At 66.7% G+C, this 22,092-nt stretch carries 14 protein-coding genes; 6 read left to right on the top strand and 8 right to left on the bottom strand.

Going from position 1 to position 22,092, the window contains the following annotated elements; translation table 11 throughout:
* Nucleotides 1–81: 81 nt before the first annotated feature.
* Nucleotides 82–1,512: an L-cystine transporter gene (locus tag EWM63_RS05060; protein WP_130185559.1), complete on the bottom strand. Its 1,431-nt coding sequence runs from the start codon at nucleotides 1,510–1,512 to the stop codon at nucleotides 82–84.
* 116 nt (nucleotides 1,513–1,628) lie between these two features.
* On the opposite strand from EWM63_RS05060, the gene EWM63_RS05055 reads away from it, so the two are divergent.
* The 3 genes from EWM63_RS05055 to EWM63_RS05045 all read left to right on the top strand — a co-directional run bounded on the left by EWM63_RS05055 (nucleotide 1,629) and on the right by EWM63_RS05045 (nucleotide 10,408).
* Nucleotides 1,629–2,144, top strand: a complete 516-nt coding sequence (locus EWM63_RS05055) for a hypothetical protein (protein ID WP_130185558.1) — start codon at nucleotides 1,629–1,631, stop codon at nucleotides 2,142–2,144.
* A 168-nt stretch (nucleotides 2,145–2,312) separates the two neighbouring features.
* Nucleotides 2,313–7,022, top strand: coding sequence for a beta strand repeat-containing protein (locus tag EWM63_RS32270; RefSeq protein ID WP_130185557.1), 4,710 nt, complete (start codon nucleotides 2,313–2,315; stop codon nucleotides 7,020–7,022).
* 179 nt (nucleotides 7,023–7,201) lie between these two features.
* On the top strand, nucleotides 7,202–10,408 hold the full coding sequence (locus EWM63_RS05045) for a calcium-binding protein (protein ID WP_130185556.1): 3,207 nt from the start codon (nucleotides 7,202–7,204) through the stop codon (nucleotides 10,406–10,408).
* A 21-nt stretch (nucleotides 10,409–10,429) separates the two neighbouring features.
* On the opposite strand, the gene EWM63_RS05040 is transcribed toward EWM63_RS05045, so the two are convergent.
* On the bottom strand, nucleotides 10,430–12,220 hold the full coding sequence (locus tag EWM63_RS05040; protein ID WP_130185555.1) for an amidase: 1,791 nt from the start codon (nucleotides 12,218–12,220) through the stop codon (nucleotides 10,430–10,432).
* 129 nt (nucleotides 12,221–12,349) lie between these two features.
* On the opposite strand from EWM63_RS05040, the gene EWM63_RS05035 reads away from it, so the two are divergent.
* Both EWM63_RS05035 and EWM63_RS05030 read left to right on the top strand, forming a co-directional pair.
* Nucleotides 12,350–12,826: a (2Fe-2S)-binding protein gene (locus tag EWM63_RS05035; protein WP_130185554.1), complete on the top strand. Its 477-nt coding sequence runs from the start codon at nucleotides 12,350–12,352 to the stop codon at nucleotides 12,824–12,826.
* A 20-nt stretch (nucleotides 12,827–12,846) separates the two neighbouring features.
* The gene (locus tag EWM63_RS05030) at nucleotides 12,847–15,096 is read left to right on the top strand and encodes a xanthine dehydrogenase family protein molybdopterin-binding subunit (RefSeq protein WP_229487735.1); all 2,250 of its coding nucleotides are present in this window, start codon (nucleotides 12,847–12,849) and stop codon (nucleotides 15,094–15,096) included.
* Between the two features lie 50 nt (nucleotides 15,097–15,146).
* Here EWM63_RS05030 and EWM63_RS05025 read toward each other — a convergent pair whose 3' ends face one another.
* From EWM63_RS05025 to EWM63_RS05000, 6 genes are all read right to left on the bottom strand, one after another.
* Entirely contained in the window at nucleotides 15,147–15,740 is a 594-nt protein-coding gene (locus tag EWM63_RS05025; protein WP_130185552.1) for an FxDxF family PEP-CTERM protein, read from the bottom strand.
* 12 nt (nucleotides 15,741–15,752) lie between these two features.
* Nucleotides 15,753–16,337 (bottom strand): PEP-CTERM sorting domain-containing protein, encoded by a 585-nt coding sequence (locus EWM63_RS32000; protein WP_207221243.1) that lies wholly within the window; start codon nucleotides 16,335–16,337, stop codon nucleotides 15,753–15,755.
* Between the two features lie 361 nt (nucleotides 16,338–16,698).
* On the bottom strand, nucleotides 16,699–17,979 hold the full coding sequence (locus EWM63_RS05015; protein ID WP_130185551.1) for a hybrid sensor histidine kinase/response regulator: 1,281 nt from the start codon (nucleotides 17,977–17,979) through the stop codon (nucleotides 16,699–16,701).
* 4 nt (nucleotides 17,980–17,983) lie between these two features.
* On the bottom strand, nucleotides 17,984–19,453 hold the full coding sequence (locus tag EWM63_RS05010; RefSeq protein ID WP_130185550.1) for an ATPase domain-containing protein: 1,470 nt from the start codon (nucleotides 19,451–19,453) through the stop codon (nucleotides 17,984–17,986).
* Nucleotides 19,454–19,873: a hypothetical protein gene (locus tag EWM63_RS05005; protein WP_130185549.1), complete on the bottom strand. Its 420-nt coding sequence runs from the start codon at nucleotides 19,871–19,873 to the stop codon at nucleotides 19,454–19,456.
* Between the two features lie 202 nt (nucleotides 19,874–20,075).
* Complete coding sequence (locus EWM63_RS05000) at nucleotides 20,076–20,618, bottom strand: DUF5625 family protein (protein WP_130185548.1); 543 nt, start codon at nucleotides 20,616–20,618, stop codon at nucleotides 20,076–20,078.
* 218 nt (nucleotides 20,619–20,836) lie between these two features.
* On the opposite strand from EWM63_RS05000, the gene EWM63_RS04995 reads away from it, so the two are divergent.
* Nucleotides 20,837–22,057, top strand: coding sequence for an MFS transporter (locus EWM63_RS04995; RefSeq protein WP_130185547.1), 1,221 nt, complete (start codon nucleotides 20,837–20,839; stop codon nucleotides 22,055–22,057).
* Nucleotides 22,058–22,092 lie beyond the last annotated feature (35 nt).

The raw sequence follows: 22,092 nt of genomic DNA, 5'->3' as shown, positions 1-22,092 counted from the left end.
GAAACCACAAAACCGTGGCGCAAGATGGCGGCCCAACCGCGCGCGGCCGTCCGGCAGGCGCGCCGCGCCCGCGGTGCGCTGTCAGGCGGGGGTGGTTTTCGATTCGATATCGACGTCGGTGTCGGCATCGGCCTCGTAGTCGTCATCGTCCTTGCGTTCGAAGATGGCGACGTCGGTCTCGCCCATCACGCGCGAGGTCAGGGTGCCGGCCGTGATCGCGCCGGAAACGTTCAGCGCCGTGCGGCCCATGTCGATCAGCGGTTCGATCGAGATCAGCAGGCCCGCCAGCGCCACCGGAAGGTTCATCGAGGAAAGCACGATCAGCGCGGCAAACGTGGCGCCACCGCCCACGCCGGCCACGCCGACCGAACCGATCGTCACCACGGCCAGCAGCGGCAGCAGGAACGAGACGGTGAACGGATCGATGCCGACGGTGGGGGCGATCATGACCGCCAGCATGGCGGGGTAGATGCCGGCGCAGCCATTCTGGCCGATCGTGGCGCCGAACGATGCGGAAAAATTGGCGATGCCTTCCGGCGTGCCCAGGCGCTGCACCTGCGTCTGCACGTTCATGGGGATCGCGCCGGCGCTGCTGCGCGACGTGAAGGCGAACGTCAGCACCGGCAGGATCTTCTTCGCGAAGCGCAAGGGATTGAGCCCGGCGCCGGCCACGATCGCCAGGTGCACGCAGAACATCAGCAGCAGTGCGCAGTAGGAAGCGGCGACGAAGCCGATCAGGTCCAGGATGTCGGCATAGCTCGACGTGGCGACCACCTGCGCCATCAGCGCGAAGATGCCGTAGGGCGTCAGGCGCAGCACCAGGGTCACGATCCGCATCACGATCGCGTGTGCCACCTTCACCGCATGGTCGAACGAGACGAACAGTTCGGGCTTCTTGTCCGCAATGCCGATCGCGGCAATGCCCACGAACACGGCGAAAATGACGACGGCGATCGTCGACGTCTTGCGACCGCCCGTCATGTCGAGGAACGGGTTGGCCGGGATGAACGACAGGATCATGTTCGGCAACGAGATCGCCTGTGCGTCGGCCAGCCGGCCCTCCAGGTAGGCCCCGCGCGCCACCTCGGCCGCGCTCGACGTGAGACCCGCCGCGGACAGCCCGAACAGCTTGGCCATCAGGATGCCGATCGCCGCGGCAACGGCGGTGGTGGCCATCAGCGTGCCGATCGTCAGCGCACTGATCTTGCCCAGCGATTTTGCGTCGCGCAGTTTCAGGATCGCCGCCACGATCGATACCATGATCAGCGGCATCACGATCATCTGCAGCAGCTTCACATAACCGGTGCCGAGGATGTCCAGGTATTCGCCCGTGGTCTTGATGATGGCGCTATCCGCGCCATGCAGCGCCTGGAGTGCCGCACCGAACACCACGCCAAGGCCGAGCGCCGTGAAGACGCGCACGGTGAACGTGGCATGCCGGCGCTGCTGGCTGTACAGGAATGCCAGCAGGAGCAGGGCGGCGGCGAGATTGAGCAGAACGGGAAGTGTCATGGTGATCCTGGGTAATTTATTGCTGTAGTGATTTTACCGCTGCGCCTGGGCTCGCGTGCGACTGTCGAGCGAAGGGCATGCGAATATTGCTGCATATCCTTATTCGTTAGCGCGCAATGAAACTTCTGCAAAAACTGTTCGGTGCCGGCTACATCGTTATCGCGGTGATCTTCCTGCTATGCGGTGTCGCCCTGATGGGCATGGCTGGCTGGGAACTTTGGCATGCACTGACCGCCGTCATCGAAGCCGAGACGCCGCCCCGCTTCGTGCGCGTGCTGGAATGCGTCGGTCTGTTGACGATCGCTGTCGCGTCGTTCGAACTGGGCCAGACCGTGCTGGAGGAGGAGGTCCAGCGCGAAGCCAGTATCAGCACGCCGACGCGGGTACGGCGCTTCCTGTCGCGCTTCCTGGTCGTGGTGGTCGTCTCGCTGTCGATCGAATGCCTGGTCTCGGCATTCCAGTCGCTGCACGGGCATCCGGAACTGCTGCCCCACGCCGGCGTGATCGGGCTGTGTGCCGCCGGGTTGCTGGTGGCATGGGCTATCTTCATCCGGCTCAACATCGGCGCCGAACACCTCGAGCCACAGGCCATGCAGGAAGCACAAGCCGAAGACAAGCAGATCGATACCTGAGATGGCAGAATTGCCAAGAACTTGACGGGAAAGTAACTTATTCAATGCCTTGTATCCTTAGGGCAACACACTTCTTTGCGGTAGCTCAGCACTAGCAATCGAGTTGATGCACTTCTTTGTTGTCCGTGGTAAATTGCCCTGTGGAAAATTAATTTCTCAGGTGCATATATGACGCTCAAGGCAGGCGCTCCTTTCGTGTTCGGCAGTTTTGGCAACGATGTACAGGACGGTACGGATTCCGGTGATGTTTTCGCTGGCGGCTTCGGCTGGACAGGCGATACCGGCGACGATTCGGTCTCGGGCTACGAAGGCGACGACACGCTCCACGGGTCCGATGGCAAGGACGTGCTCGACGGCGGCACCGGTAACGACCTCGTCGACTACGGCGCCGCACCCGGTGCGCTCAATGTCAACCTGGCTGCGGGCACTGCCGTGCTGACGGTCGACATGCCCATCCTGAGCGGCGATCTCGTGGAAACCGATATGCTGGTCTCGATCGAACGCGTGCGCGGTTCGGCATTCGCTGACAGCATCGTCGGCAGCGCCGCCGACAACGTGCTGACCGGCGGTGGCGGCAGCGATACGCTCGATGGCGGCCTCGGCAGCGACACGGCCAGCTATGCCGACGTGGCAGGCAGCGTGACTGCCAGTCTGCTGACAGCCAGTGCGAGCACGGCGGGCGTTTCCGATGTCCTGCGCAATATCGAAAACCTGGAAGGCGGCGCCTTCGCAGACACGCTGACCGGCGACGGCGGCCGCAACGTGCTCGACGGCAGCAGCGGCAACGACGTGCTGCGCGGCGGTGGCGGCAACGACACGCTGCTTGGCGGCATGGGTGACGACACGGCTGTGTTCAGCGGCAAGCAAAGCGACTATGCGGTCGTGACCCAGCCCAATGGCCAGGTCACGGTGACCGACCTGCGTGCCGGCGAAGACGGCATCGACACGCTGATCGGTATTCGGCACCTGCGATTTTCCGACGCGACGGTGGACCTGGCCGGCATCGACCGCCTCGTGGCGGCCGATGCGCAGGCGCAATCCGTCACCGGGCTGGCCAACGGCTCCTACGTGATCGCCTGGCAGGGCAGCGATGCCGACGGCAGCGGCGTGTACTTCCGCCAGTTCGACGCCAGCGGCACGCCGCTGGGCACCGTCAATCAGATCAACACCGCCAGCGCGGGCAACCAGGTGGCACCGGTTGTCGCCGCGCTGTACGACGGCGGCTGGGTGGCCGTCTACCAGAGCGCCACTGCCAATGGGTGGGACGTCGCGCTGCAACGCTTCAATGCCGATGGCAGCATGAACGGTACCGAGGTGGTACTGGGCCGCGCCGGCGACCAGCTGGCGCCGGCCGTCACGGCCACCGTCGACGGCGGCTTCGCCGTGACGTGGCACGCGGCCGGTGCCGACGGCACGACCGATGTGCGCGTTGCCCGCTTCGGCTGGGATGGCGAGGCCCAGGCCGACGTCATCGTGAATACCACGGTGGCCGGCAACCAGGCGGGCGCCGCGATTGCCGAGCAGGACAACGGCTACATGGTGGCCTGGCAGTCGACGAATGGCAGCAGCCATGGCGTGCTGGTGCAGCAGTTCCGCTGGGACGGCGAGGCGATCGGGGCCGAAGTGAAACTGGCCTCGACGGGTGTCGTCAGCAGCGTCGGCATCGCCACGCTGTACGGTGCCGAAGCAACGGTCGTGGCCGGTACGGTCGTCACCTGGATCCAGGATGACGGCATGGCGGCCACTGCGGACGATGCCGTGATGGTGCAGCGTTTCGACGCGGCCGGCAAGCCCGTCGGTACCCCGATCACGGTGGCCAGCAACGGCTACCAGCACGAAGCCACTGTAACCGGTTTGCGCGATGGCGGTTTCATCGTTGTCTGGGACAGCGTCGCAACCGACGGCACCACGATGGTCATGGGCCGCCACTACGACGCCAAGGGCAGTGCCCTCAGCGCCGCCTGGCAGGTCAACCAGGTCGCGGTGACCGGCAAGGTGACCGCGCCCACCGTGGCCGAAGCGGCCGACGGCCGCCTGGTCGTCAGCTGGACCACCACGGCGGACGGCGTCAGCCGGGTCTGGCAACAGATGACCGATGTCGACGGTGCCGCCGAGTTCGTTGCGTCGAGCAGCACCGGCCAGCCGCCCTCCGCCCCGCAATTCACCGTACAGGCCGCCGGCAGCGCCACCGAGGCGGCCAGTGCTGCCACGATGGCATTTTCCGCTGCCGGCGAAGCCGCTGACGCCGATGCGCCCGTGATCGACGAAGGCAAGTTCAGTACCGGCGACCTGCTGGTGACCGGCACCGGCGACGCGGGCGCCTCGGTCACGCTGTATGACGCCGGCGAGGAGGTGGCGGCGGTCACTATCGACGCGGGTGGCAAATGGAGCGTGGAACTGGCTGGCCTGAAGGCCGGCGAGCACCGTTTCAGCGCCATCGCGACGGATGCGCTGGGCCAGGTCAGCTCGGCCAGCAAGATCGTCACACTGGTCGTGCTGGGCACGCTCGAAGGCACGGCGGGCAGCGACAACGCCGGCTACTTCGCCGACCTGGGCGCGGATGAAACCAGCCAGGCGATCAGCGGCGGCGCCGGTAACGACACGATCGACGGCGGCGGCGGCAATGACACGCTGGCCGGTGGCCAGGGCCACGACACCTATATCGTGGCAAACGACGGGATCGTGATCGTCGAGGAATCCAATGGCGGCATCGATACCGTGATCGCCCGCGTCGACGTGACGCTGGCCGCCAACGTGGAAAACCTGGTGATCACCGGTGGCATCGGTCGCCAGGGCCACGGCAATGCGCTGAACAATGCGCTCGCGGGTGACAGCGGCAACGATGCGCTGTACGGCGGCGACGGCAACGATACGCTGCGCGGCAATGGCGGCCAGGACACGCTGATTGGCGGCACCGGCGATGACGCGCTGTACGTCGGCACCGGCCCGGCGTTCGTGGACGGCGGAACGGGCACCGATACCCTGTACCTGGCTGGCGCGATCGGCAACTACACCCCGGTCAGCGTGGGTGCGGCACTCACGCTGACCGGCCTGGACGGCACAGTCATCCAGGCAAACAATGTCGAGCGCTTCGTCTTTGCCGACGGTGCACCCGTCACGCTGGCGGAATTGACGGTCAGCGCAGCGCCCGTCGGCCAGCACCTGACCGGCACGGCCAAGGCCGACACGCTCACCAGCGGCACCGGCAACGACACGCTGGACGGCGGCAAGGGGTCGGACAAGCTCGACGGTGGTGCGGGCGACGACACCTATATCGTCGATGTGGTTGGCGACAAGGTCATCGAACTGGCCGGCAACGGCCGCGACACGGTGAGCTCCAGCGCCACCGGTACGCTGACGCTGGCGGCAAACGTGGAAAACCTGCTGTACACGGGCAAGGCCAAGGCGGCGCTCACCGGCAATGCCGAAGCCAACGAGATCACCAATGGCAATGGCGGCGGCAAGCTGACCGGGCTGGCGGGCAACGACACGCTGACCGGCGGCACCGGCGCCGACAGCCTGGCCGGTGGCGATGGCGACGATGTACTCCGTGCCAATGGTGGCGCCGATACGCTCGATGGCGGCGCGGGCAGCGACATGGCGATACTGGAGGGGAACCGCGAGGACTGGACCATCAAGCGCACGACGGCCACCGACCTGGAGCTGACCAGCGGCAAGCTGAAAGTCATTGCGCGCAGTATCGAAAACTTCACGTTTGCCAACAGCACCGTGGCGTTCGACGCGTTGACGGTATCGACGCAGGCAAGCTCCTGGGCCGACGAACTGACCGGTACCAACGGCGTTGACAAGCTCGATGGCAAGGCGGGCGCCGACACGCTGACGGGCCTGGGTGGCGACGATACCTATGTCGTCGACAACACGGGCGACGTGGTGATGGAAGCCGCCGACGGCGGCAATGACACGCTGCAGATCGCGATCACCACGGCCGGTACGCCTTATGTGCTCGTGGAAAACGTCGAGAACGCGACCGTGACGTCTAAGGCGGCGCTGAACGTGACGGGCAACGGCGAAGCCAATGCGCTGACAGGCAATGCCGCAGCCAACACGCTGTCCGGCCTGGACGGCGATGACAGCCTGCTGGGCGGCTCGGGCAACGACAAGCTCGATGGCGGTACCGGCAACGACCTGCTCAACGGCGGTGCCGGCAACGACGCGATGACGGGCGGTGCCGGCGACGACGAATATATCGTCGACAGCAAGTCGGACAAGGTGACCGAACTGGCCGGCGAAGGCAGCGATACCGTGCGGACGTCGTTGACATCCTGGAAGCTGGCGGACCATGTCGAAAATCTGGTCTTCACCGGCACCGCGGCCTTCACCGGTACCGGCAATGGCGGAGACAACCTGATCACCGGCGGCCGCGGCAACGACCGTCTCTCCGGCGACGCGGGCAGCGACACGCTGGTGGGTGGCGCGGGCAAGGATGCGCTGACGGGCGGCGCCGGCAACGACGAGTTCCGCCTGGATCTCGGTTCGCTGGACACCGTCGTCGATTTCACGGCCGGCAGCGACACTGTATCGTTCGACGTCACAGGCGTGACGCTCGCCGGTGACGGCGTCGTGCAATGGGCATCGACGGGCGGCTTTTCCGCCGACGCCGGCATGGTGGTGTTCGACAACGACGCCGGCGCGCTGACGACGAAAGCCGTCGCGGAGGCGATCGGCAGCGCGACCCAGGCCTATGCCAAGGGCGACATCGCCCTGTTCGCGATCGACGACGGCCAATCGACGGCAGTGTTCAAGTTCGTATCGGGCGGCAGCGATGCCGTCGTGGCATCCAACGAACTGACGCAGATCGCCACGCTGACTGGCGTGCAGGATGCGTCGCTGGTCGACTTCGACCTGTTCATGGCATAAGCGTCCTGTCCCTTCCGAAAAGCCGCCCCGCGCAAGCCGGGCGGCTTTTTTTTGCGCTGCGCGGCGATTCCCAACCATTCCGGCTCGCCGTAAAACGCTGGTTGCGACATTATTTGATGCTTACTGTTAATTCTTTTGTTACCATTTGAGCATTCTCAAAAATCAACAAAAGGGTAGCGATGGCAACAATCTGGGGACATGACGGCGATAACAGCCTGCGAGCCGAAAAGCCGGGGACCGTGTTGGTCGGCGGCCGGGGGAATGACTGGTACCACGTGCACGCCGCCAACGTGAAAGTGCTCGAGGCGGCCGGCGAGGGGACCGATGGCGTGGCGACTTCGCTGGACCGCTACACGCTACCGAACAACGTCGAAAATCTGTCTTACAACGGAGCGAAGGCTGGCACGCTGACGGGCAACACGCTGGCGAACCAGCTCGTTGGCCACAAAGGGAACGACCGTCTGGACGGCGGTGTCGGCGACGACTCGCTCTGGGGGTACGGTGGCAATGACACACTGCTGGGCGGCGACGGCCGCGACTACGTGCAGGGCGGCGAAGGGAATGACAGCCTGAACGGTGGAAATGGCGACGACTCGGTGCAGGGCGATGAAGGCAACGATCGCCTGGACGGCGGTGCCGACGACGACTCGCTCTGGGGCGAGGAGGGCAACGACACGCTGCTTGGCGGCGAAGGCAACGACGGCCTCGTCGGCAACGTGGGCAACGACAGCCTGAACGGCGGAAACGGCAACGACACGGTGCAAGGCGATGAAGGCGACGATCGCCAGGACGGTGGCGGCGGCGACGATTCGATGTGGGGCGAGGAGGGCAACGACACGCTGCATGGCGGCGAAGGCAACGACGGCCTCGTCGGCAACGTGGGCAACGACAGCCTCGACGGCGGCAACGGCAACGACTCGTTATGGAGCGGCGAGGGCGACGACCTGCTGCTGGGCGGCGCCGGTGACGATCGCATCGTGGCGAACGGCGGCAGCGCCACGGTCCGGGGTGGCGCCGGCGAAGACCGGCTGCTGCTGGTCGAGCCGCTGGGCAATTACGGCCGCGAGCGCACCGGCGAAACGGGCCTGCGGCTGACCAGCAAGGTCACCGGTGCCGTCATCGACATGCTCGACGTGGAACACCTCTGGTTTGACAGCACGTGGCACACGTTCGCCGACCTGACGTCCGACCTGCCCTCGCAGTGGGGCGATACGCTATATAGCGGCGGCACCGGCGACACGCTGGCCGGAGGGCAGGGCAACGATACCTACGTGGTGCGGCACCCGGGCACCATCATCACGGAAGCCGCGAATGGCGGCAACGACACCGTGAAGGCCGACCGCGACTATACGCTGGGCGACGGCGTCGAAAACCTCGTGCTGCTGGGCACTGGCACACTGCGGGGCGATGGCAATGCGTTGAACAATAAGTTGACCGGCAATGCCGCGGCCAACATCCTCGATGGCGGCGCGGGCAAGGACACCATGACCGGCGGCGCCGGCAGCGACCGCTACGTGGTCGACGACAAGAGCGACGTCGTCATCGAAAAGGCCGGCGATGCGGGCACGGACCAGGTGATCTCGATGCTGGCCGCCTACACGCTGGGGGCGGATGTCGAAAACCTGACCGCCGGGCGCGACAGCAACTTCACGGGCAACGGCAATGCCGGCGCCAACCGGGTGAGCGGCCTGACCGGTAACGACAAGCTGAGCGGGAATGGCGGCAGCGACACGCTTTCCGGCGGCGCCGGCAACGACACGCTGCTGGGCGGGGCCGGGCACGACGAGTTCATCGGCGGTGCCGGCAACGACTTCTTCGACGGCGGCGCGAACGACGGCTACCTGGACTACGCCGATTACCGGTCGGCACGCGGTGCCGTAACGGTCAGCCTGGCAACCGGCAAGGCGGCCGATGACGAAGGGGGGACCGATACGCTGACCAACATCCATGGCGTGCTCGGTTCCGCGTTCGACGACGTGCTGACCGGCGCATCCGGCACGGGCACCGAATATTTCGACGCCGGCGGCGGCAGCGACACGATCGATGGCGGCGCGATCCGTGGCTGGGACTACAACATGGCGGGCTACGGCACCGAGTCGGCCGCGGTCGCGGTCGATCTCGGCCAGGGCCTGGGCGTCACTGCCACCGGCACGGATGTGCTGCTGAACATCAATCAAGTGGTGGGCAGCTGGTACGACGACAGCATCACCGGATCGGATGGGCCGCGCCCCGAATGGCTCGAAGGCAATGCCGGCAGCGATACGCTCGACGGTGCCGGCGCCTTCGACTATGTCACATACATCAACACGAGCCGGACCGGCGTGACGGTCGACCTGGGCGCGGGAACAGCCACCGATGCGGACGGCGATACGGACACGCTGCGCAATATCGAAGGCATCGTCGGCACCCGGTACGACGATGTGCTGACGGGATCGGACAACCGTGGCCGCGACATCGAAATCTTCTACGGCGCAGCCGGCGACGACACGATCGACGGTGGTCTCGGCTGGGACGCCGTCGACTATGCCGGCCATGCGTCGACCGGCGTGGTGGTCGACCTGGCCGCCGGTACCGCGCAGGATGGCGCTGGCGGCACCGACACGCTGGTTGGCATCGAGTTCGCGCGCGGCACCGCATTCAATGACTCGCTCACCGGCGGCGCGACCGACGACATCCTCGCGGGGCGCGGCGGCAATGACATCCTCGACGGCGGCATCGGCAACGACATCGCGGACTACCGTTATGCGGGCGGCGCCGTGACGGCCAGCCTCGCCACCGGCAAGGCCAGCGACGGCGACCGGGGCACGGATACGCTGCGCAACATCGAGACCATCTTCGGATCGGCTTTCGACGACAGGCTGGTCGGTGATGCCCGCGCCAACGCCCTGCTCGGCGAAGGCGGTAACGACACGCTCGACGGTGGCGCCGGCGACGACTGGCTGGAAGGCGTGGCCGGCAACGACAAACTCTCCGGCGGGGCCGGCAACGACACACTGGCAGGGGGCGGCGGTGCCGATGCGCTGGCCGGCGGTGCCGGTGCGGACACGTTCCACCTGGATCTCGACAAGGCCGACACGATCGCCGATTTCGCCACCGGCATCGACCGGATCGTGATCGATGCGGCCGCCGGCAATATCGGCAACGGCGACAACGTGATCGATGATGGCGAGCTGGTGATCGTGACGGCGAACGCGAAGGCGCTTACCGCCGCGGGCGCGGCGACGCTGTTCGTGGTGGATGACGGCAAGGCGTCCGCCGTGTTCGCCTACCGGCCGCTTGATGCCGACGGCATCGCATCGGCCACCGAGCTGACGCTGGTGGCGACGCTGACCGGCGTGAAGGCCACCGAGGCGGGCGACTTCGCCTTCGGCAGCTTCGGCGGCTAGCCGTTCCGCGCTCGCCGGTGTCTAGAACCCCGGCGGGCGCTCGTTTGCCACGCCGGCCAGCCGTTCCAGGGCCATGCCGGCGCGTGCCAGCGTGCCTTCGTCGAACAGGCGGCCGATCAGCGTGACGCCATGCGGCACGCGGCGCGGCGGAGAAAACTTCGGCAGCGGGCGCGCGGGGTGGGGCGCCCAGTCGCTGCGCGCCTCGCCCACTTTCACGAAACCGGTGCGCAGCGTCAGCGACGGGTGGCCGGTATGGTTCGAGATCACCAGCATCTCGTCGCGCAGCGACGGCACCAGCAGCACGTCGATCTGCCGGAAGATGTCGGCCATGCGCTGCGCCACCATGCGGCGCATGCGGTCGGCCTGCACGAAATCGACGGCGGACAGGAAGCGCGCCTCGCGCAGCAGGTTCGGCCACGCATCCGGCGTCTGTTCGGACAGCATCTCCATCTTGCCGGAAAACGTCCACTCCTCGAACGCGGCGGCCGCTTCGGCGAACAGGATCGTGTTCAGCGATCCGTACGGCCAGTCCGGCAGCGCCACCGGCACGGGCTTCATGCCGGCCTTCTGCACCAGGGCCAGCGCGGCACGGTCGATGTCCGTTCCTTCCTTCATCCATTCGGGCAGGTAGCCCACGCGCAGGCCGCGCACCGGCACGGCGGGATCGAAATCGAGCCGGGCCGGCACGCTGGCCACGTCGTCACCATCCGGGCCGTCGATCGCATGCAGCACCAGCATCGCATCTTCCACCGAGCGCGTCATCGGCCCCAGCTTGTCGAGCGACCAGCACAGTGTCATCGCGCCGGTGCGCGGCACGCGGCCGAAGGTGGGACGCAGGCCGGTCACGCCGCAGCGCGTGCTGGGGCTGACGATCGAGCCGCCCGTTTCGCTGCCGATCGTGAACGCCACCATCGCCGCCGCCATCGCCGCGCCGGGGCCGGCACTGGAGCCGGACGCGCCTTCCTCGGGCAGCCACGGGTTCATCGTCTGGCCGCCGAACCAGATGTCGTTCATGGCCAGCGCACCCAGCGACAGCTTGGCCAGCAGGATGGCGCCGGCTTCACGCAGGCGCGTGACGACGGTCGCATCCGTGACGGGCGTGCGCTCCTTCAGCGGTTCGGCGCCCCACGTGGTGGCGATGCCGGCCGTATCGAGCAAGTCCTTCAGGCCAAAGGGAATGCCGTGCAGCGGCCCGCGGTAGCGGCCCGCGGCGATTTCGCGGTCGGCCGCGCGCGCCTGTTCCAGCGCCGCCTCGGGCAGCAGCGTGATGATGGCGCGCAGGCGCGGATCGAACTGGCGGCAGCGTGCAATGTAGATCTGCGTGAGCCGTTCGGACGTCAGCTTGCCTGCTTCGATCCAGCGCGACAGCCGCGCCACGCTGGCGTAGGCGATGTCGGCATCGCTGGCCGGCAGCGGGCCGGGATCGGCAAAGCTGCGCACGAAGCGGGCCCGCGCCGGGCCGGCTTTCGTGCCCGGCAAAACCGGATCGAAGCGCGACATCGGTGCCACGCTGTCATCGATGGCAACCTTCTTCGGGCCGGTGCGGCGTGCCGTCAGGCCGGCCAGGGTCGTCGGCCAGGCCTGTGCGGCCATCTGGCGCTGGGCCGGCGTGAGCGCGACCTGCACCAGTTTTTCCGCTTCCGCGAACGTGGCCGGCGTGACCTGCGGTCCGGCGGGCGGCAGCGCGCCGAAGGTGGGCGGTGCACCTGCCGTTGCCGGCGGTTCGGCGGCAACGGCGATGGTGGTGGTGGCACTGGCGGCGGCCAGCAGGCCGAGCGGGGCATTGACGAGGAAGCGGCGGCGGTCGGTCATCTCATACGGGAGTTTGATTGGCGGCGGAAAAAGCGGAATGCATGGCAAAGTCTATCATCGGGGCGACAAGGCGGCGTCCATTGCCCTATAGTTCCACGTTTGTACCATCAACATCAAGAAGGAGCCCGCATGCCCACCCTCAACATCAACGGCACCGACACAGCGCTCGATGTGCCGGACGATATGCCCATCCTGTGGGCCCTGCGCGACGTGGCCGGCCTGACCGGCACGAAGTTCGGTTGCGGCGTCGCGCTGTGCGGCGCCTGCACCGTGCACCTGGACGGGCAGGCGATCCGCTCGTGCGTCACGCCGGTCTCGGCCGCCGCCGGCAAGAAGATCGTCACGATCGAAGCGATCGGCAACGACCCGGTCGGCGCGAAGGTGCAGGATGCGTGGCGCCAGATCGACGTGGTGCAATGCGGCTACTGCCAGTCCGGCCAGGTGATGGCCGCGACTGCCCTGCTGGCGGCCACGCCGAAGCCGAGCGATGCCGACATCGACAACGCCATGTCCGGCAATATCTGCCGCTGCGGCACCTATGGCCGGATCCGCACCGCGATCAAGATCGCGGCAGGCACTGTATCCGTCAAGGCAGTGGCCAAATGAAGGGGCGCGCAATGGGAAACATGGATGAAACATTGAACGAACAACTGGACCAGCGAGCGCTGGGCCGTCGCCGCTTCCTGCGCGTGGGCGCCGCCGCCGGGGGCGGGCTGCTGGTGGCTTTCGTGCTGCCTGGCTGCAACCGCAAGGAAAACGACCGCCAGGAGGCACCGCCGGAAAAAGCCGTGGGCCATGCCGCCACGGCGGTTTCGGAAGTGGCGCCGAACCTGGCGCCGAACGCCTTCATCCGCATCGACCGCGAGGGCCTGGTCACGCTGATCATGCACAAGGTGGAAATGGGGCAGGGGACGTACACGTCGATCCCCATGCTGATCGCCGAGGAACTGGGCGTGGACCTGGCCAAGGTGAAACTCGAACACGCGCCGGCCGACAACAACCTGTACAGCGACCCGCTGCTGGGTGGCCAGGTGACGGGTGGTTCGACATCGATCCGCGGTGCCTGGAAGCCGCTGCGCGAAGCGGGCGCCGCCGCCCGCGCCGTGCTGGTGCAGGCCGCCGCGCAAACGTGGAACGTGGCGCCCGATACGCTGCGCGTGGCGAACGGTACCGTCACGAACGGGGCGGGCAAGACGCTGCATTACGGCGAGCTGGTCGACGCGGCGGCCAAGCTGGAGGCGCCGAAGACGGTGACACTGAAGGATCCGGATGCCTACACGCTGATCGGCAAGAGGCATGCCCGCCTCGATTCGCCGCCGAAGGTCGATGGCAGCGCGCAGTTCGGCATCGACGTGAAGCTGCCGGACATGGGCATCGCCGCCGTGGCCGCATGCCCCGTGGTCGGCGGCAAGCTGATTGCATCGAACGACCCGAAGGCGCTGGCCGTGCCGGGCGTGCGCGAGGTGCTCAAGATCGGCAGCGCGGTGGCGGTCGTGGCGACCAATATGTGGGCCGCGAAGCAGGGCCTGGCCGCGCTGGCGCCGCAATGGGATTTCGGCGCCAACGCCGGCGTGACCACGGCCTCGATCGTGGCCGACATGATGGAAAAATCCAAGGCCGCGGGGGCCGTGGCCACCGACGAGGGCAACGCGCTGAAGGCGCTCGAAGGCGACGCCAAGGATGGCCGCAAGATCGAGGCCGTCTACGAAGCGCCATTCCTCGCGCATGCGACGATGGAGCCGATGAACTGCGCCGTGGACCTGCGCGCCGATGGCTGCGACCTGTACTGCGGCACGCAGGTGCCCACGCTGGCGCAGGGCGCCGCCGCCAAGCTGACCGGCTTGCCGCTCGAGAAGGTGAAGGTGCATAACTTCTACCTGGGCGGCGGCTTCGGCCGCCGGCTGGAAGTCGACTACGTGACGCAGGCCGTGGCCTTTGCCAAGGCGCAGGCCAAGCCCGGCCCCGTGAAATTCGTGTGGACCCGCGAGGAAGACATCCAGCACGATATGTACCGCCCCTACTACGTGGACCGCATCGCCGCCAGGCTGGACGACAAGGGCAGGCCGCAGGCCTGGTTCCACCGTGTGACGGGCTCGTCGATCATGGCGCGCTTCGCGCCGCCGGCCGTGAAGAACGGCGTCGACCCGGACGCCGTCGAGGGTGCCGCCGACCTGCAGTACGAGATCCCGGCCCTGCGCGTGGAATACCTGCGCCACGAGCCGCCGATCCCGACCGCGTTCTGGCGCGGCGTGGGGCCAACGCACAATGTGTTCGTCGTGGAAAGCTTCATCGACGAACTGGCACATGCGGCGAAGCAGGATCCGGTGGCCTACCGCCGCGCGCTGCTCGACAAGTCGCCACGGCTGCTGGGCGTGGTGAACCTGGCCGCGCTGAAGGCGGGCTGGGGCAAGCCGATGAAGGCGGTGGCGGGCCGCAAGGTGGGCCGCGGCATCTCCGCCCAGTTCGCGTTCGGCAGCTACATGGCGCAGATCGCCGAAGTGTCGGTGGGGCCGGAAGGCGACGTGATCGTGCACCGCGTCGTGTGCGCGCTCGATTGCGGCCAGCCGGTCAATCCGGACGGCATCGTGGCGCAGATGGAAGGCGGCATCGTGTTCGGCCTGACGGCGGCGCTGTGGGGCGAGATCACGCTGGAAGGGGGCAAGGTGGTGCAGACCAATTTCGGCGACTACCGGATGATGCGGATGAACGAGGCGCCGAAGGTCGAGGTGCACATCGTGGCCAGCCGCGACGAGCCGGGCGGCATCGGCGAGCCGGGTACTTCGGGCATCGCCCCCGCGCTGTGCAACGCGATCTTCGCGGCAACCGGGCAGCGTATTCGCAAGCTGCCCGTCGCGGCCTCGCTCAAGAAGGCCTGATCGACGCATGGCCCGGGTCGCTCGGGCCATGCCGAATCAAACCACGTCCGTCAGGCCGTGACCGTTTGATCCCGCCGGGCGCGGCGCCGTGCCAGCGCGCCGATGCCCGCCAGCCCGCCCAGCAGCATCAGCCCGGCCGAAGGTTCCGGCACGGGGCTGATGCTCCCCGGGCCGCCGGCCGTGATGCTGATGCCACCCGGGCCGCCGGCCGTGATGCTGAACGCCCCGGCATCGCCGTCGACGTAGCCGGTGACGACAAAGGTATAGTGCTTGCCTGGCTCCAGGAACGTCTGCATCGAGGAGAAATTGGTGGCATTGTCCGCGGTCGTCATCAGGTTCGTGCGCGAATCGGCCGGGTCGAACGGACCGCTGTAGAGGAAGGTGGCGCAGCTGAATTCGCAGCTCGTCAGGAACGAGTTCTCCCAGTTGAACGGGCTCGGGCCGACGGTGGTCACGACATCGAAGGCCCGATAGGCCACGGCGGTGATCGATGGAGACGGTTCTTCGCCGTGACTGCCCGGCGGGATGAACGTGGGGCCACCGATGGTGTCGCCGGTCACCGTCACGATCTCGGCGGCCGCATGCTGGAGGAAGCCTGCCAGCAGCAGCGCGGCGGCGATCGTATTGCGGAGCATGTTGTTCATGGGGTCTCCTGGTCAGTCTGCGGTATTGAGGGAGGCGGCGGCGCGGCGCCGCGCAGCGACGCCGAGGCTGGCCAGGCCGGCGCCGAGCATCAGCCAGGTAGAGGGTTCCGGCACGGGATTGATCGGGCTGATCTCGAACGTGCCGATGCCGACGGTGGAAACGGTGGTGCTGAAGGCGCCGTAATACGTGGCATCCTGACCCGTCACGAGGATCGTGTAGTGGCCGATTTCCAGCGGCCCGTAGAAATAGACCGCGTTATCGGTTGCCCCATAACCGTTGGCGAAGAAGAAATTGTCGGTGGGCGCCGCCGCGTCGAAGGTGCCGGTATAGATATACATCGAGCAGTCGAAGGTACACGTCGTGGCGAAATTGATGTTGTCCACATACTCGAGGACATTGACGTCGAATGCGCGGTACGTCGTACCAGGATACGTCGGGTTGAAGGGCCAGTTGCCGGGGTTCTCGTCGATCCGGTCCCAGGTCGGCCCGCCGGTCGTGTCGCCGGTGACGGTGGTAATGGTGGCGCCGGCCTGTTGCGCAAGGCCGGCCAGCAATGCGGCGCCGAGCAGGGCGCGGCGCAGGAAGGTTTTCTGCATCGAAGAAGTGCTCCTATCGTAACGTTCGATCCGGTCGCGGCACCGCCGTCGACAGGCGGGCTTGTGGCCCACCCGCCAACGGCGAGCGCGCCGGGGAGGTAAAACTGATTTAGATAGCGCTACCAATTCGGATCGCGGTCACCATCGGGATGCCTGCAGCGAATGCATCGACCGAAGCGATGCGATCCTGCAGCAGGTATCTTGCGAGGGCCGCGAGCCCTGCGCCGGTGCGGATAGTTGCTTCACCCGACGCATGAGCTCATGGTAAAACGAAAGCAGGTCCAGGAAGCTATCGTTGATAGCGTTATCAAATAATGCCCGGACATGGTGGTGATTTTCGTGTCTTTTTTGCTACAGAAAGTCAGGCGCGGGGGCTGCGCCGCGACCGGCACGGTTCCGAATCGATGAGTTCCAGCAAGCTGTCGGGCCGCACCGGCTTGACCAGGTATTCGTCGAAACCGGCGGCCAGCGCCTTGGCGCGGTCCTGCGGCTGGCTGTAGCCGGACAGCGCCACCGCGAAGACCCGGTCGCCGCCGGCGCGCAGGCGGCGGATCACTTGCAGGCCGTCGATGCCCGGCAGGCCGATGTCGCAGATCAGCACGTCGAATCCGCCTTCCTGCGCCAGCGCCAGGCCGGCGTTGCCATCGTAGGCGGCGATGACGTCGTGCGCGTCGAGCATCAGGAAGCCCTTCAGCGTGTCGCACACGTCGACGTTATCCTCGATCAGCAGCACGCGGCATGAGGCGTGGGGCGCCATGGCCGCATCCTGCTCGGGCGCCGCCGGCATCGGGTCGCCCGCCGGCAGCTCGACGGTGAACCGGCTGCCGTGACCCGGGCCGCCGCTCTGGGCGTGCACGGTGCCGCCATGCATGGTGACCAGGTTGCGCACCACGTTCAGGCCCACGCCCAGGCCGCCTTCGGAACGCGCCAGCGAGCGCGGCCCCTGGGTGAACAGGTCGAAAATATGGGGGAGCACGTCGGCGGCGATGCCGGTGCCGTTGTCGCTGACCGTCACCTGCACGCCGGCCGGGCCGGCACCGGCTTCCAGCACGATGCGCCCGCCGTCCTGCGTGTACTTCGATGCGTTGGCCAGCAGGTTCGAGAACACCTGCATCAGGCGGACGCGGTCGCCATTGAGCGTCAGTTGCGGGGCCGTCACCCGCACGTCGAGCCGCTGGCCACTGTCGGCGATGCGCGGCTGCACGGTCTCGACGGCGCGCTCGATCACGTCGGCCAGCGTGACCGGGGCCACGTCCAGCGTGATGCGGCCGCTGCTGATGCGGGCGGCATCGAGCAGGTCGTCGAGCAGGCGCGCCATGTGCCCCGTCTGGCGGCTGATCACGCTGCGCAGCGCGGACAGCTCGGGCGTCATGTCGGGCATGCGCTCGAGCATCGCGGCAGCCATGCTGATCGGCGCAAGGGGATTGCGCAGTTCATGGGCCAGCATCGCCAGGAATTCGTTCTGGCGCCGGTTCGCCGCCTCCGCCTCGTCCTGCAGCGTCTGCGCGGTGACGGTGGCCTGCACCAGGTGGGAATTGGCTTCGCGCAGCAGGCTGTTCTCGAAGCGCGCCTGGCGCAGCGCCAGGCGCAGTTCCGCCACGTGCTGCGGATCGTCGTGCCGGGGCTGGTCCATGTCCGCCATTGCGCTAGCCGCCGTCTTGCTGCGCCGACGGGCGGCCGGACAGCATCCCCGCGAAGCGTACCCTGGTATCGTCGACCTCGATGCCCGCGTCGGTAATACGGAACGCGCGCAGCGCGGTGCTGTGCGAGCAGCCGCGCAGCTTGACGACGGAAATGACCTTCGTCAGCTCGCCTTCCATCTCGACATAGCGGGTGGCGATGATGCCGTCGGTCAGGAAGGCGATTTCGTCATCCGAGAAGCGCAGCTCGGTAAAGCGGTCCTCGGTGCCCATCGTGACGATCACGGTCACCCCCATTTTCGCGAGGCTGGACAGGATGCGGAACACCGTGAGGCGGAACTCGCGGCGGAATTCCGGCGCGAGGTACAGCAGGAACTCGGAGAGCGAATCGATGACCACCCGCGTCGCGCCGGTTTCGTCGATCGCTGTCAGCAGCTCCTGCAGCAGTTCGTCGGCGGTCAGGTCGAGCGCACGGCTTTCGACGATGCGCACATGGCCGGCCTGCACCATGGCGGCCAGCGCGGCGTTGCGCAAGCGCGCGGTGCCTTTTTCAAAGTAGCAGGCCACGCCTTTCTCGCCCTGGCTGACGCCTTCGGCGAGGAACTGTGTTCCCAGGATGGTCTTGCCCGAACCCGATGGGCCGCTGACGAGGATCGAGTGGCCCTGCGGAATGCCGCCGTGCAGCAGCAGGTCGAGCGATGGGATGCCGATCGAGATGCGGCGCGGCTCCCGGTCCACCGGAACACCCGGCAGCCGGTCCGCCGCCAGCTGTGGCAGCACACGCGGGAAGACGCGCACGCCATCGTCGCCGATGCGGAACGTGTGCATGCCGCTCATGTGCGCCTGCCCGCGCATCTTGACAATACGGATCTTGCGCACGATCGAGTTGTCCTGCTGGGACTGTGACAGCGCCAGAACGCCATCGGCCACCGTCATGATCGGATTCGCTTCCGCTTCCACGTGCACGTATTCGCCGATCAGGAACGTGGTGGCTTGCCAGCTGGTCATCCGCGTGCCCAGTTCCTGGATGAAATGCTGCAGGTCGGCGATGCCTTCACTGCCGCTCTTCGCTGTCTGCGCGACGGAGCGGAACGAATCGACGAACACGAGGCTGGGTGAAAAATCCTCGACTTCGCGCATGATGCGGTCCAGCACGCCGGAAAAATCGCCACTGCGCAGGTCGTCGGCCAGGTTGACGTAGCGGATCGCGCTGCCGACCTTGTCGAGCTGGAAGAAGCTGAACTGCTGCTGGTAGCGCAACATCTTCAGCGGCGGCTCGCCGAGCACGGTGAAGAACAGCGCGCGCCGGTCGGGCGTGGCCAGCGCGAACATCATCTGGTGCGCCAGCGTAGTTTTGCCGCTGCCGGGAGCGCCGGCGATCAGGTTGAAGGAATACTCGCCCAGTCCGCCCCCCAGCAGGGTATCCAACCCCGGCACACCGGTCTCCAGCATTCCCAAGCTCACTTTGTCGGTCATTTACTTCTGCTCCCCTGCATTGTTTGGTGCCTGTGCGCCGTTCCACGCCGTATCGATCAATTGTGTCGTCAATGCTTCGCCGATCAGTTCGGAAAGCAGGCGGGTGAACGTGGTCAACAGGGCTTCGTTCGCCAGCGCCGATTGCGCCGGCTCCACCCTGGCAAGGTCATCATTCAGTGTCTGGAACAATGCGTCCAGCGGCTGCGATGACGGGACAATGGTCAGGCACGCATGCTGCTGTGCCAGCAGCCGCCCCGTTCGCCCGTACAGTGCCCCGAATCCGATCTCGCCGATCAGGGGGCTCAGGTGCACTGCCAGCGAGCGCCATGGCAGCAGGTGCCGCTCCGCGGCGTCCGCGCCACCGGCCTGGGCCAGCATCGCGCGAATCAGTTGCCGGCGCTTCTCGTCTTTGTTATCCATGCATGCTGATCAGTATAGGTGTGCTGGGCGATCGAGGCGCTTGCCTCGTCGCCGGTGGCCGCCATTATAGCTGCGCCTCTGAGAGAGACAGGGCACGCAGGACTTATCGTGCAACTTATTGTGTGCTGCACAATCCTCGCATTGTTGATTCGATAACGCAAGGCCGGCATGTTCGCCCCAAGGCGCGCATTTCAGGAAATGCCTACTTCATCCGGGGCCCGGCAAGCATGACTTCTGCATGTACGCCAGCCAGGCCAGGCTGTTGCGTCACGTTCGTGATGCTGGCACTGTATTTGCCGCGCGGCAGTGTCACGCTGGCGATGCCGCGGGTCTTGGTCAGGTCGGCACCGTGGGCGTTGATGCACAGCGACTCGACGGTGCGCTCGATCACGGTGGCGGCATCGCTGGCACGCCGGATGACGATGTGTAGCGGAATCGGCTGCCCGAGCCCATCGCGTGCGAACGCCGGCACCTGCCCATAAGGGCGCCCGTCGCAGTACCTGTCGTGACGGCTGCCGACGATACGGTCCCCGTTCATCGATTGCCGGTTGGGGAACGTGAACCGGATCAGCAATCGGTATGTCGTATCCACCGGCGCGGCGAAGCTGGCACTGGCCACTGCGCCGGCCTGGTCCAGCCGCAGCGGAACGCCCTGGAACAGCGGTGGAAAGGCGCACTGCGCGGTAATGAACATCAGTGGCCCGATCACGGGCTTGGCACACAGCGAGTAGGCGATAGGCCCCACGGCGACTCCGGTCATTTCATTCAGGAAATGGTAGCGCCGCCAACGCCGCATGTCGAGCAGCCACGAGCAGGGAAATCGCGGTGCTGCCGGCATGCTCGGGTTGACGCTCGTGGCCTGGATTTCTCTCTCATCAGTATTTCCGTCACCGAGCCGGCGCAAGCAAAGTAATACGGTCCGTGCTATCCTGCCCGGCTTTGGTTTTTTCGTCGAACTAACGCATGCAACAAGTAACACTTTCCGATAACAGTCCCACCATCATCGCGCCGCGGGGCGCCGGCATGGCCGAGCTGGCGCTGGCCATCGGCGGCCTGGCCATCGGTACCGGCGAATTCGCGTCGATGAGCATCCTGCCGCTCGTGGCGCAGGACCTCGGCACCACGCTGCCCGACATGGGGCACATGATCAGCGCCTACGCGCTGGGCGTCGTCGTGGGCGCGCCGCTGATCACGATCTTCATGGCGCGCATGCCGCGTCGCATGATGCTGATGTGCCTGATGCTGATGTATGCCGTCGGCAATATCCTGGGCGCGCTGGCACCCACGCCGGGCTTGCTGATCGTGGCCCGCTTCGTGGCCGGCATTCCGCACGGCGCCTATTTCGGCGTGGCAGCCCTCGTGGCCGCGGCACTCGTCACGCCCGACAAGCGTGCCCAGGCCGTGGGCCGGGTGATGCTGGGCCTGACGGTGGCCAATATTGTCGGCGTGCCGCTGGCCACGTGGCTGGGGCAGGTGATGGGCTGGCGGTCGGCATTCGCGATCGTCGGCGGCCTGGCATTCCTGACCGTGGCGATGGTGTTCGTGTTCCTGCCGTTCATTGCCGCCGGCAACGCCAGTATCCGTGGCGAGCTCGGCGTGTTCCGCCGGCTGCAGGTGTGGCTGACGCTGCTGATGGTGGCGATCGGCTTTGGCGGCATGTTCGCGATGTATACCTACGTGACGCCGACGCTGCAGCAGATTACGCATGCGTCGCCACTGGAAATTTCCGTGCTGCTGGGCCTGATCGGGGTGGGCATGACGGTGGGCAGCCTGGTCGGCGGCTGGCTGGCCGACCGTAACCAGACAGCCGCCATCTTCGGCGTGCTGGTCTGGGAAGCGCTCGTGCTGGCCGCGTTTGCGTACACGAGCGCGAACCTGTGGCTGACGGGCCTGAACCTGTTCCTGATCGGTACCGGCATTGCCGTGGTACCGGCCGTGCAGACGCGGCTGATGGACGTGGCCGGCGATGCGCAGACGGTGGCCGCCGCGCTGAACCATTCCGCGTTCAATATCGCCAATGCGCTGGGTGCCTGGGCCGGCGGCATGACGATCGCGGCCGGTTACGGCCTGCAGTCGACCGCGCTGGTCGGCGCCATCCTGCCGCTGGGCGGCATCGCCGTGCTGGCGATCGCGCTGGCGGTCGAGCGCAACAGCGGCACGCGCGCCGCCGTGCCCGCCGCCTGATCCATGAGTGCAACGGCCGCCCGGACCGCGAGCTA

It is taken from the genome of Pseudoduganella lutea (genome assembly GCF_004209755.1).
GTDB classification, from domain to species: Bacteria; Pseudomonadota; Gammaproteobacteria; order Burkholderiales; family Burkholderiaceae_D; genus Rugamonas; species Rugamonas lutea.
Note: the sequence above shows the minus strand (reverse complement) of the source record. Positions and strands in the feature narration are given on the sequence as shown.

Excerpts from the sequence above, each read along its gene's own strand:
- EWM63_RS05060 (WP_130185559.1), bottom strand. The coding sequence starts at position 1,512 with ATGACACTTCCCGTTCTGCTCAATCTCGCCGCCGCCCTGCTCCTGCTG.
- EWM63_RS05055 (WP_130185558.1), top strand. The coding sequence starts at position 1,629 with ATGAAACTTCTGCAAAAACTGTTCGGTGCCGGCTACATCGTTATCGCG.
- EWM63_RS32270 (WP_130185557.1), top strand. The coding sequence starts at position 2,313 with ATGACGCTCAAGGCAGGCGCTCCTTTCGTGTTCGGCAGTTTTGGCAAC.
- EWM63_RS05045 (WP_130185556.1), top strand. The coding sequence starts at position 7,202 with ATGGCAACAATCTGGGGACATGACGGCGATAACAGCCTGCGAGCCGAA.
- EWM63_RS05040 (WP_130185555.1), bottom strand. The coding sequence starts at position 12,220 with ATGACCGACCGCCGCCGCTTCCTCGTCAATGCCCCGCTCGGCCTGCTG.
- EWM63_RS05035 (WP_130185554.1), top strand. The coding sequence starts at position 12,350 with ATGCCCACCCTCAACATCAACGGCACCGACACAGCGCTCGATGTGCCG.
- EWM63_RS05030 (WP_229487735.1), top strand. The coding sequence starts at position 12,847 with ATGGATGAAACATTGAACGAACAACTGGACCAGCGAGCGCTGGGCCGT.
- EWM63_RS05025 (WP_130185552.1), bottom strand. The coding sequence starts at position 15,740 with ATGAACAACATGCTCCGCAATACGATCGCCGCCGCGCTGCTGCTGGCA.
- EWM63_RS32000 (WP_207221243.1), bottom strand. The coding sequence starts at position 16,337 with ATGCAGAAAACCTTCCTGCGCCGCGCCCTGCTCGGCGCCGCATTGCTG.
- EWM63_RS05015 (WP_130185551.1), bottom strand. The coding sequence starts at position 17,979 with ATGGCGGACATGGACCAGCCCCGGCACGACGATCCGCAGCACGTGGCG.
- EWM63_RS05010 (WP_130185550.1), bottom strand. The coding sequence starts at position 19,453 with ATGACCGACAAAGTGAGCTTGGGAATGCTGGAGACCGGTGTGCCGGGG.
- EWM63_RS05005 (WP_130185549.1), bottom strand. The coding sequence starts at position 19,873 with ATGGATAACAAAGACGAGAAGCGCCGGCAACTGATTCGCGCGATGCTG.
- EWM63_RS04995 (WP_130185547.1), top strand. The coding sequence starts at position 20,837 with ATGCAACAAGTAACACTTTCCGATAACAGTCCCACCATCATCGCGCCG.